Annotated in this window: 15 protein-coding genes; 3 read left to right on the top strand and 12 right to left on the bottom strand. The window is 62.0% G+C overall.

The genetic code is table 11. The features are described from left to right. Nucleotides 1-244: 244 nt before the first annotated feature. From era to rpoZ, 9 genes are all read right to left on the bottom strand, one after another. Nucleotides 245-1171 (bottom strand): GTPase Era, encoded by a 927-nt coding sequence (era, locus tag NKH16_RS16485; protein WP_023677765.1) that lies wholly within the window; start codon nucleotides 1169-1171, stop codon nucleotides 245-247. Next, complete coding sequence (gene rnc, locus NKH16_RS16490; protein WP_352449001.1) at nucleotides 1168-1893, bottom strand: ribonuclease III; 726 nt, start codon at nucleotides 1891-1893, stop codon at nucleotides 1168-1170. Before rnc ends, era begins: the two co-directional genes overlap by 4 nt. 4 nt (nucleotides 1894-1897) lie before the next feature. Next, complete coding sequence (gene lepB / locus NKH16_RS16495) at nucleotides 1898-2647, bottom strand: signal peptidase I (protein WP_352449002.1); 750 nt, start codon at nucleotides 2645-2647, stop codon at nucleotides 1898-1900. Nucleotides 2648-2724: 77 nt separating this feature from the next. After that, nucleotides 2725-3138 (bottom strand): holo-ACP synthase, encoded by a 414-nt coding sequence (gene acpS, locus NKH16_RS16500; RefSeq protein ID WP_023719885.1) that lies wholly within the window; start codon nucleotides 3136-3138, stop codon nucleotides 2725-2727. Continuing rightward, on the bottom strand, nucleotides 3135-3716 hold the full coding sequence (locus tag NKH16_RS16505; protein WP_023677769.1) for a DUF2062 domain-containing protein: 582 nt from the start codon (nucleotides 3714-3716) through the stop codon (nucleotides 3135-3137). The genes acpS and NKH16_RS16505 overlap by 4 nt, the downstream gene beginning before the upstream one ends. Before the next feature lie 231 nt (nucleotides 3717-3947). Further along, a complete protein-coding gene (locus NKH16_RS16510) occupies nucleotides 3948-4358 on the bottom strand; it encodes a VOC family protein (protein ID WP_352900452.1) in 411 nt (136 codons plus the stop codon). Between the two features lie 42 nt (nucleotides 4359-4400). After that, the gene (pyrE, locus tag NKH16_RS16515; protein ID WP_352771599.1) at nucleotides 4401-4979 is read right to left on the bottom strand and encodes an orotate phosphoribosyltransferase; all 579 of its coding nucleotides are present in this window, start codon (nucleotides 4977-4979) and stop codon (nucleotides 4401-4403) included. A 132-nt stretch (nucleotides 4980-5111) separates the two neighbouring features. Beyond that, nucleotides 5112-7340 carry a RelA/SpoT family protein gene (locus NKH16_RS16520; RefSeq protein WP_023677772.1) on the bottom strand — a complete coding sequence of 743 codons (2229 nt, stop codon included), beginning with the start codon at nucleotides 7338-7340 and terminating at the stop codon, nucleotides 5112-5114. 111 nt (nucleotides 7341-7451) lie between these two features. Further along, entirely contained in the window at nucleotides 7452-7853 is a 402-nt protein-coding gene (gene rpoZ, locus NKH16_RS16525; protein WP_023677773.1) for a DNA-directed RNA polymerase subunit omega, read from the bottom strand. 278 nt (nucleotides 7854-8131) lie between these two features. On the opposite strand from rpoZ, the gene NKH16_RS16530 reads away from it, so the two are divergent. The 3 genes from NKH16_RS16530 (at nucleotide 8132) to NKH16_RS16540 (ending at nucleotide 9918) form a co-directional block, all read left to right on the top strand. Then, a complete protein-coding gene (locus tag NKH16_RS16530; RefSeq protein ID WP_023677774.1) occupies nucleotides 8132-8713 on the top strand; it encodes a LabA-like NYN domain-containing protein in 582 nt (193 codons plus the stop codon). Then, the gene (locus tag NKH16_RS16535; RefSeq protein WP_352771598.1) at nucleotides 8710-9387 is read left to right on the top strand and encodes a uracil-DNA glycosylase; all 678 of its coding nucleotides are present in this window, start codon (nucleotides 8710-8712) and stop codon (nucleotides 9385-9387) included. The genes NKH16_RS16530 and NKH16_RS16535 overlap by 4 nt, the downstream gene beginning before the upstream one ends. Before the next feature lie 114 nt (nucleotides 9388-9501). After that, nucleotides 9502-9918, top strand: a complete 417-nt coding sequence (locus NKH16_RS16540; protein ID WP_352900455.1) for a hypothetical protein — start codon at nucleotides 9502-9504, stop codon at nucleotides 9916-9918. 125 nt (nucleotides 9919-10043) lie between these two features. Here the strand turns inward: NKH16_RS16540 and NKH16_RS16545 are convergent, their stop codons facing one another. From NKH16_RS16545 to dapA, 3 genes are all read right to left on the bottom strand, one after another. Continuing rightward, nucleotides 10044-10772, bottom strand: a complete 729-nt coding sequence (locus NKH16_RS16545) for a glycoside hydrolase family 25 protein (RefSeq protein WP_352900457.1) — start codon at nucleotides 10770-10772, stop codon at nucleotides 10044-10046. Between the two features lie 106 nt (nucleotides 10773-10878). Continuing rightward, on the bottom strand, nucleotides 10879-11358 hold the full coding sequence (smpB, locus tag NKH16_RS16550) for an SsrA-binding protein SmpB (protein ID WP_023768487.1): 480 nt from the start codon (nucleotides 11356-11358) through the stop codon (nucleotides 10879-10881). Between the two features lie 25 nt (nucleotides 11359-11383). Beyond that, nucleotides 11384-12265, bottom strand: a complete 882-nt coding sequence (dapA, locus tag NKH16_RS16555; RefSeq protein ID WP_352449009.1) for a 4-hydroxy-tetrahydrodipicolinate synthase — start codon at nucleotides 12263-12265, stop codon at nucleotides 11384-11386. Nucleotides 12266-12555 lie beyond the last annotated feature (290 nt).

Below are 12555 nucleotides of genomic sequence, written 5' to 3' on the forward strand. Positions count from 1 at the left end.
GCAGGAGTTCCAGCCGGTCAGCTGGCCTGTTTTGCATGAAGTATCGGAAATTTCTCAGAAACCGCTCAGAATTTCCCGTCGCGCCGGTACCAATGAGGAACGGGTCGACGACGTGGTCGACGCATGGCCTCCCGGAATGACTCGGCCGTTGTTCAAAATGCAAAGTCGACCAAGCGGGCAGCCCGGCGACCGCTCAGAATCCTGAGGCGGCCAACAGGCCGCTCTGCGGATCGCCCAAACAGGCTCAGTGCGGAAATTCGAGCCCCATTTCACGGTAGCGCTCGGGATCGTCGCCCCAGTTCTCGCGCACCTTGACGAACAGGAAGAGGTGCACCTTCTGCTCGAGTATGCCTGCGATTTCCATGCGCGCGGCCTGGCCGATGGCGCGGATCGTCTCGCCCTTATGGCCGAGCACGATCTTCTTCTGGCTGTCACGCTCGACATAGATTGTCTGGTCGATGCGCACCGAGCCGTCCTTCTTCTCTTCCCATTTCTCGGTCTCGATGTGGGAGGAATAAGGCAGTTCCTGATGCAGCCTGAGATAGAGCTTTTCGCGGGTGATCTCGGCCGCGAGCTGGCGCATCGGCAGGTCGGAGATCTGGTCCTCCGGATAGTACCAGGGGCCGGCCGGCAAGGTCTCGGCGAGATAGTCGAGCAGGTCCTTGCAGCCGGACCCGGTCAGCGCCGAAACCATGAAGGTGCGCTTGAACGGCACCCTTTCGTTGGCTGCCGCCGACAATGCCAGCAACGTCTCGTGCTTGACCCGATCGACCTTGTTGAGGATCAACACCATCGGCTGCCGGACATCCTTCAGCCGCTCGAGGATGGCGTCGGCATCGCCCCGGATGCCGCGCTCGGCATCGATCAAGAGAAGCACGATATCGGCGTCCTTGGCACCGCCCCACGCTGTGGTCACCATCGCGGTGTCCAGCCGGCGCTTCGGCTTGAATATGCCCGGCGTGTCGACGAAGACGATCTGCGCGTTGTTGTGGGTGGCAATGCCGCGCACGATAGCGCGCGTGGTCTGCACTTTGTGCGTCACGATCGACACCTTGGCGCCGACCAATTGGTTGACCAGCGTCGATTTCCCCGCATTGGGCGCGCCGATCAGCGCGACGAAGCCGGAGCGGGTAGCGGGAGCTTCTGTTGCCGGAGCTTCGGTGGCGGTCATGCGGCACTCCCTTGATTGAGCCAGACGCCTTCCCGCTGCAGAAGTGCCGCGGCTGCAGCCTGCTCCGCCTCGCGCTTGGAGCGCCCGTTGCCGGTCGCCGGCGGATAGGCGCCGACCTTGACACTAACGGTGAACAGCGGATCGTGGTCCGGTCCCTCGCGGCTGTCGATTATGTAAACCGGCACTGCGCCTGCCGCCTGATGCGCCCATTCCTGGAGTTCGGTTTTCGCATCGCGACGGGCGGCGTCAATGGCTTGCGAGCGCGGCTGCCAGTATTTGTGGATGAAGGCACGGGCCGCTTCCAACCCTCCGTCGAGATAGAGCACGGCGATCAGCGATTCCAATGCATCGGCGCGCAGATTGACGCGCTTGCGCCCGTCGAGGCCGCGTACGTCCGAACCGGCGCGAATAAGTTCCGGCAGGCCGATCTCCTCGGCAATTTCCGCCAGGGCTTCAGCGTTGACCAGAGCGTTCAATCTCAGCGACAGCTCACCCTCGGCTGCGTCGGGAAATGCCGCCAGCAGCATATCGGCAACGACAAGGCCGAGAACGCGATCGCCCAGGAATTCGAAACGTTCGTAGTCGATGCCGGCGTGACTGCCGCGAGCGCTGGCATGGGTCAGCGCCCGCTGCAGGCGCTGATGGTCGCCAAAACTGTGGCCGGTGCGCTCCCTGAGCGCCTCGGCGAGCGCATCGGCGGTCAGCCGTTTCGTCGCCGCCATGGCCCTAATTGACGAAATGGAACAGGCGCGAGGCGCGCATCAGTGACGGCCATTTCCAGATTTCGAGCGGGCTGGCGCTGCCGCCGATCGAGAAGAAAATGAGGTTGGCGCGGCCGACCAAATTCTCGTCCGGCACGAAGCCGACGGTGAAGCGGCTGTCCGACGAGTTGTCGCGATTGTCGCCCATCATGAAATAGTGACCGGGCGGCACCTTGAACTCTTTGGTATTGTCGCCGATCGAAGCCTGCGTCAGGTCGAGCGTGTCGTAGCTGACGCCGTTCGGCAGCGTCTCGCGATAGACATCGACCGGCCCGTTCTCCTCGGTGATGTCGTGGTTGTCGATCTGCCCGACCTTGACGCGCGGCACACCCACATCGTTGATGAAGAGCTGGCCATCCTTGACCTGGATCTTGTCGCCCGGCAGGCCGACGACGCGCTTGATATAATCGACAGAAGGATCCGGCGGAAACTTGAACACCACCACGTCGCCGCGCTTCGGCTCTGAGCCCCAGATGCGGCCCGAAAAGATGTTCGGCCCGAACGGCAGTGAATAGCGGGAGAAGCCGTAGGACCACTTGGTGACGAAGAGATAGTCGCCTTCGAGCAAAGTCGGCCGCATCGACCCGGACGGGATCGAGAACGGCTGGAACAGGAGCGTGCGGATGACCAGCGCAAGCAGCAGGGCCTGGACTATGACGCTGACGGTTTCGCCAAGTCCGCCGGATTTCTTCTGGGTTTTTTCAGCCACGCTCATGTCGTCCTCGATTGTGCGTTGGATGGTATAGAGTCTCGGCGCGCGCTGGGCAACGTCATGCCGGTGGTCAGATGCAATCAATGTGGCGCTTCTTCGACCGGCAACGCTTCAATGATCACAAAGGCTTGAGCGAGCGGAAAATCATCGGTGATGGTGAGGTGGATCACCGCGCGGTGCCCTTCAGGCAGAATTTCGTCCAGCCGCGCTGCCGCCCCATTGGTCAGCGCCATGGTCGGCTTGCCGCTGGCCAGGTTGACGACCCCCATGTCGCGCCAGAACACACCCTGCGCCAGACCGGTACCCAGTGCCTTGGCGCAGGCTTCCTTGGCAGCGAAACGCTTGGCGTAGGAGGCCGCACGCGCCGCGCGGTTTTCGGAGCGCGCCTGTTCGATCTCGGTGTAGATGCGCTGGATGAAGCGTTGGCCATGGCGTTCCAGCGACTTCTCGATGCGTCTGATGTCGATGAGGTCGCTGCCGATACCGATAATCATTCGGCAGGAACTTCCGGCCCGGTTTTTCCAGCCTTTGCCGCTCTTTCGGCCAGCCGCTTGCGGCGCTGCTCGTGGAAAGTGACCATGCCCCAGCGGGTGATGCCGTAAAACAGCAGGCCGAAAACCAGGCCGAGCGGTATTGCGCCGATCGTCATCGGCTTCAGCACCGGTCCCCACAATTGCGCAAAGGAAAGATTATGCAGCATGTCGCCGAGATGCGCGGGCGGGCCATGCGCCGGCAGGTGTTCATGCAGGATCAGCTTGCCGACCTCCCAGGAGGCGGCCCATAGCAGCGGAAAGGTCAGGGGGTTGCCGAAGACCGTGCCGAGTGCTGCCGCGACCAGATTGCCGGCGATCAGCCAGCACAGGATGGCAGCAATGATGAAGTGAAAGCCAAGCGGGAAAAACGACGCGAATACGCCCGCCGCAACACCGGCGGCCACGGCATGCGGCGTGGCCCTAAGCCGCAGGATGCGCTTGGAAAAATACCGCAGCGAGCGCGAGAACGAGCGGCGCGGCCACAAATAAGTACGCACCCGCTCGAAAAAACCATCAGGCTTGCGCCGTCGAAAAAGCACTCTGTTCCTGTTCCTAGTTCCGTCAATAGCTTCACGCCGGCTTCTCCAGCCGGGCGCGACAGCCCCATGCTGCGCTCTGCGGTCGCCGAAAAGCAACTACGACTTTGATATAGCGATGCGCTGGCCGAAGAACAACGAGGCCGACGGCATCCGCTCGGTGGCCGGTCGCGCCGGCCCTGGGTGTCGCCGTTCTGAACAGGGCATGATCGCGGCGAATTTAAGGAGCGTCACTTAGGATCGATATTCGCTGACCTCGACGAGATTGCCGTCCGGATCGCGGAAATAGACCGACATCATCGCGCCCCGAGCGCCGACACGCTCGACCGGGCCGACCTCTATCACCACACCATTGGCGGCGAGGTTGGCACATATCTCGGCGAGCGGCCGGGCGGCAATCAAGCAGAAATCTCCGGAGCCCTGCGTCGGCGCCTTGGCCTTCGGCTCGAAGGTGTGCCCGACCTCGTGCACATTGATCTTCTGCGTTCCAAACAGCAGCGCCGTTGGTCGGTCCGGCTCGTCGAGGCGCTTGAAGCCAAGCACGCGCTGATAGAAGGCGCAGGTATCGTCCACCGAACGAACCGTCAGCACGAAATGATCGATGCCGGCAATCACGGAAGCGCCTCTTGACTTGTTTTTATGCATGTCGTTGTCCCAAAACCGCCGCACACTTTTGGGCGACATGCATTAGATATTGCGGCTGCCCGGCTTGATCGCCGGTATGGCGGCGAGCTCGGGCGGCAGCCTGTCGGCCGGATAGGCCGGAACTTCATATTCGGCGAGCGCGATCAGCGGCACGCCGACATCGGTCTTGCCGGCCGAGCGGTCGATGATGCACGCAGCGGCAACGACATCGGCGCCAAGTGCGCGCAGACAGTCGATGGTCTCGCGGATCGACAGGCCGGTGGTGACGATGTCCTCGACAATGACGACGCGCGATCCCTTGGCGATCTCGAAGCGGCGCAGCCTGAATTCGCCCCCTTCCCGCTCGACCCAGATCGCCGGCGCACCAAGATGGCGCGAGGTCTCGTAGGCCGGGATCAGCCCGCCGATCGCCGGGCCGACGACGTAGTCGATCCTGCCGGGCACGCCAGTGCGGATCTTTTCGGCGAGCGCCTTGCACAAGCGCTCGGTCTTGTCGGCATGCATGAAAACGCGCGCCTTCTGTAGGAAGACCGGGCTGCGCAGGCCCGACGTCAGGATGAAATGCCCTTCGAGAACGGCGCCGGCCTCGCGGAAAATGCCCAGCACTTCATCGGTGTTCATCGTTCACTCCATGTCCATGGTGAATGGTGAATGGTAGTAGGGTAGTAGGGTAGTAGGGTAGTGAGAGCACCCTCTTTCACTATTCACTATTCACTATTCACTATTCACTATTCACTATTCACTATTCACTATTCACCCATTCACGCGCCTTGCATCGCTGACGCTCGAATTGTCCTTTAGCTGCGACAGCAGCCGGTTCAAGTGCTTGAGGTCCCACACTTCAAGATCGATCAGCATTTCGGTGAAATCGGGCGCGGTGCGCACCATCGACAGAGTGTGGATATTGGCGTCGTTGGATGCGACGACCTGTGCAATGTCGGCCAGCGAACCCGGCGCGTTGATGGCGGTGACCGAGACGCGCGCCGGGAACCGTTCCTTGGTGCGCTCGTCAATATCCCAGCGCACGTCGATCCAGCGCTCGGGCTGGTCGTCAAAGGCCTGCAGCGCCGGCGACTGGATCGGATAGATGGTGATACCGGTTCCCGGCTGCACGATGCCGACGATGCGATCGCCTGGCACTGCCCCCTCCGGCGCGAAGCGCACCGGCAGATCGCCGCGCACACCGCGGATCGGCACCGCGTCGTCGCGCGGCTGGTTCTTGTCCTTGCGTGCGGCGCGGCCCGGAATCTGGAACAGCATGCCGGCGGCGTTGCGGATCTTCGACCAGCCCTCCTCGCGCTGCTTGGGCGCGACCAGCGTGACACGCTCGTCCTTGTAGTCGGGAAACACCGCCTTCATGACATCGGTGGAGGCAAGTTCGCCTCGGCCGACCGCGGCCAGTACATCCTCGATGTCCTTGCGCGCCAGCCGGTGCAGCACCGGCTTCAGGCTTTCCTTGGTGAAGGTCTTGCCAGAGCGTTCGAAGGCGCGCTCCAGAATGCGGATACCGAGACCCGAATATTGCTTGCGAATGGCATTCTTGGTGGCGCGGCGGATGGCCGAGCGTGCCTTGCCGGTAACGACCACCGATTCCCACGCCGCCGGCGGGACCTGCGCCTTCGAGCGGATGATCTCGACCTCGTCGCCGTTCTTCAGCTCCGTCATAAGCGGCATGATGCGGCCATTGACCTTGGCGCCGACGCAAGTGTCGCCGACGTCGGTGTGGACGGCATAGGCAAAGTCGATCGGCGTGGCGCCGCGCGGCAGCGCGATCAGCATGCCCTTCGGCGTGAAGCAGAATACCTGGTCCTGAAACAGTTCCAGCTTGGTGTTTTCGAGGAAGTCCTCGGGATTGTCGCCTTCGGCAAGCTGCTCGATGGTGCGCCGCAGCCAGGCATAGGCATTGGTTTCCTTCGAGATCGCATGGGCGGCACCATTCATCTTGCCACCGGTATCCTTATAGATCGAATGAGCCGCGACGCCGTATTCGGCGATCTTGTTCATTTGATAGGTGCGGATCTGCAATTCGACGCGCTGGCGCGACGGGCCGACGATGGTGGTGTGGATCGAGCGGTAGTCGTTCTGCTTCGGCGTCGAGATGTAATCTTTGAAGCGGCCGGGCACCATCGACCAGGTGGTGTGGATGGCGCCGAGCGCGCGGTAACAGTCCTCGACCGTCTCGACAACGACGCGGAAGCCGAAAATGTCGGACAGCTGCTCGAACGACAGTGCCTTGGCCTCCATCTTGCGGAATACCGACCACGGCTTCTTCTGCCGGCTCTTGACCTCGGCCTTGATCGAATATTTGTCGAACAGCGTGGAGAGCGCCTTCTCGATCTCCGACAGCACGCCCTTGTTGCGCTCGAAGATTTCGGCCAGCCGTGCGGTGACGGCGCGGTAGGCTTCCGGATTGATGAAGCGGAAGGCAATCTCCTCCAGCTCCTCGCGCATGCCTTGCATGCCCATGCGGCCGGCCAGCGGCGCATAGATGTCCATCGTCTCTTCGGCAATGCGCAGGCGCTTGGCTTCCGGCACATGGTCGAGGGTGCGCATATTGTGCAGGCGGTCGGCGAGCTTGACCAGAAGCACGCGCACGTCTTCCGAGATCGCCAGCAACAGCTTGCGCAGGTTCTCCGCCTGCTCGGCCTTCTTCGAGACGAGGTCGAGCTTCTTCAGCTTGGTCAGGCCCTCGACCAGCTTGCCCATTTCCGGGCCGAACAATTCGTCGATCTCGGCCCTGGTCGCCGTGGTGTCCTCTATCGTGTCGTGCAGCAAGGCAACGGCGATCGTCGCCTCGTCCATGTGCATTTCGGTGAGGATGGCGGCGACTTCGAGCGGATGCGAGAAATACGGGTCGCCGGAGGCGCGTTTCTGGTGGCCATGCTTCTGCATGGCGTAAACATAGGCCTTGTTGAGCAGCGCCTCGTTGACGTCAGGCTTGTAGCGCTGCACGCGCTCGACAAGCTCATACTGACGCATCATGGGCGGGATCTCGCAATGCTGAAATGAATCATGCGCCGCACTGGCGTACGGCGCATGTCATAGATAGCCACGAAACTGCCGACGCGAAAGTGTCGGCAGTTGTCGCTAAGATCAATAATCGTCGCTTTTTTCCGGCGGCACCAGGCCTTCGATGCCGGCCAACAGGTCTTCTTCGGTCATGCGATCGAAGGTGACGTTGTCCTCGGCGTCGTCGGCATCGGTGGCTGCAACGGCGCTGCCGGTCTGGTCGGCAATCGCCTCGCCATCGGCTTCCGGCTCATCGACCTCGACATGCTTCTGCAGCGAATGGATGAGATCTTCCTTGAGGTCATCCGGCGACAGCGTCTCTTCGGCGATTTCGCGGAGCGCAACGACCGGGTTCTTGTCGTTGTCGCGCGGTACGGTGATCTGCGCGCCCTGGCTGATCTGACGGGCGCGGTGGCCGGCCAAGAGCACCAGCTCGAAGCGGTTGTCGACCTTGTCGATGCAATCTTCAACGGTTACGCGGGCCATGAGTTGCCCCTTTCATGCCTGGATTTGATGGAAAACAGGCGCGGTCCATAACCCGAACGCCGCCAAAATACAAGCTTTTATGGCGGTGCGCAGCTCTGACGCGGGCCGCCTGCGGCGACACAGCGCCGATCACAATTGCTTGCGGTGCGCCATGGTGCCTTGGATTGCCGTAAAACTGGCGTTATCTCGAACGATGAAGGCCAACAGGTCTATTATCAGACCGGCCGATAGTCGCCACCCATTTAGACGACCGCTTATTTCGAAAAAGGACATTTTCCATGTTCGATCCTCGTGAAAAAATCGCTCTCTTTATCGACGGTGCCAATCTCTACGCCACCTCGCGCGCGCTGGGCTTTGACATCGATTACCGCAAACTTCTGGCGAGCTTCCAGAAACGCGGCTATCTGCTGCGCGCTTATTACTACACCGCGCTGGTCGAGGATCAGGAATACTCCTCGATACGGCCGCTGATCGACTGGCTCGACTATAACGGCTTCAAGGTGGTGACCAAACCGGCCAAGGAATTCACCGACTCGACCGGCCGGCGCAAGATTAAGGGCAATATGGATATCGAGCTGACCGTCGATGCGCTCGAGCTTGCCGATGTCGTCGACCATTATGTCATCTTTTCGGGCGACGGCGATTTCCGCACGCTGGTCGAGGCGCTGCAGCGGCGCGGGCGCAAGGTGTCGATCGTCTCGACCATGGCTTCGCAGCCGCCGATGATCTCCGACGATCTGCGCCGCCAGGCCGACCATTTCATCGACTTGATGACGCTCAAGAATGAAGTCGGCCGCGATCCGTCGGAGCGGCCGGTGCGCCGGCCCGAACCGGCCGAAGTCGACGAGGAAGACTATTGACGGTCGTTGCCTTGACCGCGCCCCTGGTCGTCTCCCCCGAACCCGATCGCGATTGCCCGCTCTGCCCGCGGTTGCACGACTTCATCGCCGAGTGGCGGCGGCGCGAGCCGTCCTGGTTCAACGCGCCGGTGCCGACCTTTTTGCCGCCGGAAGGCGAGGATGCAGTGCGTCTGCTGATCGTCGGGCTGGCGCCGGGCCTGCGCGGGGCAAACCGGACGGGGCGTCCCTTCACCGGCGATTTTGCCGGCGACCTGCTCTACAACACGCTGATCGCGCACGGCTTTGCGCGCGGCGAATTCAAAGCGCGACCAGATGACGGGCTGGAGCTTGTCGGTACGGCGATCACCAATGCGGTGCGCTGCGTGCCGCCGGAGAACAAGCCGGTTGGCGCCGAGATAGCGACTTGCCGGACGTTCCTGGTGCCGACGATCGCACGGTTTTCAAATCTGCGCGCGGTGCTGGCGCTTGGCTCGATCGCGCACCAGTCGACCGTGCGGGCGCTCGGCCAACGCGTTGCCGCCTATCCGTTCCGGCATGGTGGGCAGCAGCAGGCCAATGGCATCACGCTGTTTTCCAGCTATCATTGCTCGCGCTACAACACCAATACCGGCGTGTTGACGGAAGCGATGTTCGTCAACGTCTTCAGTCAGATAGAAGCTTTTCTGAAGACATAGAGTCGGACGAGGCCCGCTGGCAAGCCCTAGATTCGGGCGATCGCGAACAACCAGGCCAGGAGATCCAGCAACCACAGAAAGAGTGCAAGCTGCAGCGCGACGCGCAGGCGTTGGATGATCCGCCAATTGCTGGCCATGTCGGATTTGATGCGCAGCGCAAGCGCTCGGTGCATCCCGTCCAGGGTTTGCGGGAGTGTGCTGATCGACGAAGTCCTGGAGCAGCTTCTCTGGATCGAAACGGAACGTATAGTTATAATACGGCCACACCATAATCGCGACCAGCAGCCCGATAAGAAAAAGCAATGTCAGCGCCAGCCAGTCCCAAGGCCCCACGCCATCCAGGAGCGCCCTGCCTCCGAGGAGAGAACTCGCGAACGCGGTTGCGAAGATCAGATTGCCGGCGCGCGTATTGAGACTTTCAACCACGCCCTGCTGGTGCTGGAGGCCACGCACCGCCTCCGCATAAACAAATGCCAGGCGGGCGTCGCCGCCGTCCGTCGCAGCAGGCGGGGCGTTGCTGTCATTGGTTGATGAAGGGCGCTCCGGCATTAAATGTACTTAGCACGGCGCCGCCTGCGATATGAATAGCCACACGGGGAACGCTTCGTCGCTCTGTCTTCGGGCCATCGAGGGTGTTTTGGTGGACAGGAATAGCGTCAATCCGACGCTGTCGCTTCAGGCGCTGCGGCAAACAATGCGGCCAGCGTCGCAGGTCCGCCCTGGAGAACATTCAGGTCGACGTCGCCGCTGATGCCGTCGACGCGGCCCCGGTTGTGATACTGCCAGTAGATCCAGTTGTCATGGCCCGGCCGCAGCGCCAGCGAACGCAGCCAGCGCGGGCGGCTGGCTAGCTGCCCGGCATAGGCTTGCGCCGCCTCGTCGGTCACATAGAGGATCGCCGTCTTGCCGAACGCCGCCTCGACCGGGCTGAGGAAGGCGGAAAGCTCGGCGTTCAGCTGTTCGGGGGTTGGCCGCTGCGGGCAATTGCCGCCGAACTCGATGTCTACCACCGGCGGCAGCAAAGGCTGATCGCGCGGCACCACCGAGATGAAGTTGCGTGCCTGATCCGCACCCGGCCTGCAGAAGGTGAAGAAATGATAGGCACCGACGGCAAGGCCGGCGGCTCGGGCCGCGTGCAAATTGGCGGCGAAGGCATCGTCGACATGGTCGCCGCCTTCCGTCGCCTTGATCACGGCGAAGGCGACATCGTCGGCGGCAACACGCCGCCAGTCGATCTGCCGCTGATGATGGGAGACGTCGATGCCCCTGACCGGATATTTGCCGCGGTCCGGAGAAAACGTCTGGAAGTAGGTATAGCCGCCGGCCAGAACGAGGCCCGCCACGAGCAGACCGGCCGCGCCCCATAAGACGATCCGGTTTTTCAAACGAGACCTATCCCTTTTGGTCCGCCCTGCCCGCCGCTACGGCTCCGGGCGTTCGTCGCTCGAAAAGCCAAATCGCTGGCTTTTCCTCCGCTTCGCGGGCCGCTCCTCACCCTCGCTCCTTCAGCAGCCGGCCCTTCTCGCGCGACCAGTCGCGCTGCTTTTCGGTCTCGCGCTTGTCGTGCAGCTTCTTGCCGCGGCCAACGGCGAGCAGCAGCTTGGCACGGCCTTGGTCGTTGAAGTAGATCTTCAGCGGCACCAGCGTCATGCCTTCGCGGTCGACGCTTTGCGCCAGCTTGGCCATCTCGCGCTTGTTGAGCAGCAGTTTGCGGCGGCGGCGCGGCTCATGGTTGAAGCGGTTGGCCTGCAGATACTCCGGCAAATAGGAGTTGATCAGCCAGATCTCGCCGCCCTCGACCGAGGCGTAGCTGTCCTGGATATTGGCCTGGCCCTGGCGCAGCGATTTCACTTCCGTACCGGTCAGCACCAGGCCGGCCTCGATCGTGTCGAGCACCTCATAGGAAAACCGCGCCTTGCGGTTTTCCGCAACGGTCTTGTTGTTGGGATCGGCTTTTCTGACTTGATTCATGATGCGGAGAGGTGGCGCCTCATCCTTAGTTTATCAAGCCGGCGTGCTTCATCGCCGCGTCGATCTTCTCGGCGGTCGACGGCTCGACCGTCATTAGCGGCGAGCGCAGCACATTCTCGACCTTGCCCAGCTTCGACAGCGCATATTTCGCGCCGGAAACGCCGGGCTCCATGAAAATCGCCTTGTGCAGCGGCAACAGACGGTCCTGCAGGTCGAGCGCCTTAGCGCAGTCACCGGAAAGCGTTGCCTCCTGGAATTCAGCGCAAAGCCTGGGTGCGACATTTGCCGTCACCGAAATACAGCCGACGCCGCCATGCGCGTTGAAGCCGAGCGCCGAGGCGTCTTCGCCGGAGAGCTGGATGAAATCCTTGCCGCAGGTGGCGCGCTGCTCCGAAACCCGCTCGACCTTGCCGGTGGCATCCTTGACGCCGACGATGTTCTTGAAGTCGTGCACCAATTGCCCCATTGTCTCCGGGCTCATGTCGACCACCGAGCGCGGTGGAATGTTGTAGATGATGATCGGCAGGCTGGTCGCCTTGGCGACGGCGGCGAAATGCGCATAGAGGCCGCGCTGCGTCGGTCTGTTGTAATAAGGCGTGACGACAAGGGCCGCGTCGGCGCCCGCCTTCTCGGCATACTGGACCAGGCCGACCGCCTCGTCGGTGTTGTTGGAGCCGGCGCCGGCGACGACCGGAACCCGGCCCTTGGCGACCTCGATGCAAACCTTGACGACTTGGCGGTGCTCGTCATGCGACAGCGTCGGCGACTCGCCGGTGGTGCCGACCGGGACCACGCCCGTCGTGCCTTCGGCGATCTGCCAGGCGATGAACGCGCGAAAGGCTTTCTCGTCGAAACGGCCGCTCTTTTCGAACGGTGTGACGAGCGCGGTCAGCGAGCCTCTTAGCATGTCGTCCAACTCCTTGGGACTAGCGCATGACCCCGAAAATCGCAGTCGATTTCGGAAAGGATCATGCGCCAAATTTAAATTGCTACAGCGTCGTTTGCGCGTCTGAGAAGACGCGCGGCGCTGTAGGTGTTTGTCGTGCGCGCCTTCTAGCCGAAAGCGAAGCGGCGCACCATAGTCTCGACATTGTTGCCCGGCAAGCATTGCGCCAGCAATTGCAATTCGAACGACCTCGATAAGGTTTTCTTTACGGGCCCTTCATCACAGACGAATAGGCTGCAGTTCATCTGTGC

The organism is Mesorhizobium sp. M1307 (assembly GCF_040318155.1).
Lineage (GTDB): Bacteria > Pseudomonadota > Alphaproteobacteria > Rhizobiales > Rhizobiaceae > Mesorhizobium.

Excerpts from the sequence above, each read along its gene's own strand:
- era (WP_023677765.1), bottom strand. The coding sequence starts at position 1,171 with ATGACCGCCACCGAAGCTCCGGCAACAGAAGCTCCCGCTACCCGCTCC.
- rnc (WP_352449001.1), bottom strand. The coding sequence starts at position 1,893 with ATGGCGGCGACGAAACGGCTGACCGCCGATGCGCTCGCCGAGGCGCTC.
- lepB (WP_352449002.1), bottom strand. The coding sequence starts at position 2,647 with ATGAGCGTGGCTGAAAAAACCCAGAAGAAATCCGGCGGACTTGGCGAA.
- acpS (WP_023719885.1), bottom strand. The coding sequence starts at position 3,138 with ATGATTATCGGTATCGGCAGCGACCTCATCGACATCAGACGCATCGAG.
- NKH16_RS16510 (WP_352900452.1), bottom strand. The coding sequence starts at position 4,358 with ATGCATAAAAACAAGTCAAGAGGCGCTTCCGTGATTGCCGGCATCGAT.
- pyrE (WP_352771599.1), bottom strand. The coding sequence starts at position 4,979 with ATGAACACCGATGAAGTGCTGGGCATTTTCCGCGAGGCCGGCGCCGTT.
- NKH16_RS16520 (WP_023677772.1), bottom strand. The coding sequence starts at position 7,340 with ATGATGCGTCAGTATGAGCTTGTCGAGCGCGTGCAGCGCTACAAGCCT.
- rpoZ (WP_023677773.1), bottom strand. The coding sequence starts at position 7,853 with ATGGCCCGCGTAACCGTTGAAGATTGCATCGACAAGGTCGACAACCGC.
- NKH16_RS16530 (WP_023677774.1), top strand. The coding sequence starts at position 8,132 with ATGTTCGATCCTCGTGAAAAAATCGCTCTCTTTATCGACGGTGCCAAT.
- NKH16_RS16540 (WP_352900455.1), top strand. The coding sequence starts at position 9,502 with ATGATCCGCCAATTGCTGGCCATGTCGGATTTGATGCGCAGCGCAAGC.
- smpB (WP_023768487.1), bottom strand. The coding sequence starts at position 11,358 with ATGAATCAAGTCAGAAAAGCCGATCCCAACAACAAGACCGTTGCGGAA.
- dapA (WP_352449009.1), bottom strand. The coding sequence starts at position 12,265 with ATGCTAAGAGGCTCGCTGACCGCGCTCGTCACACCGTTCGAAAAGAGC.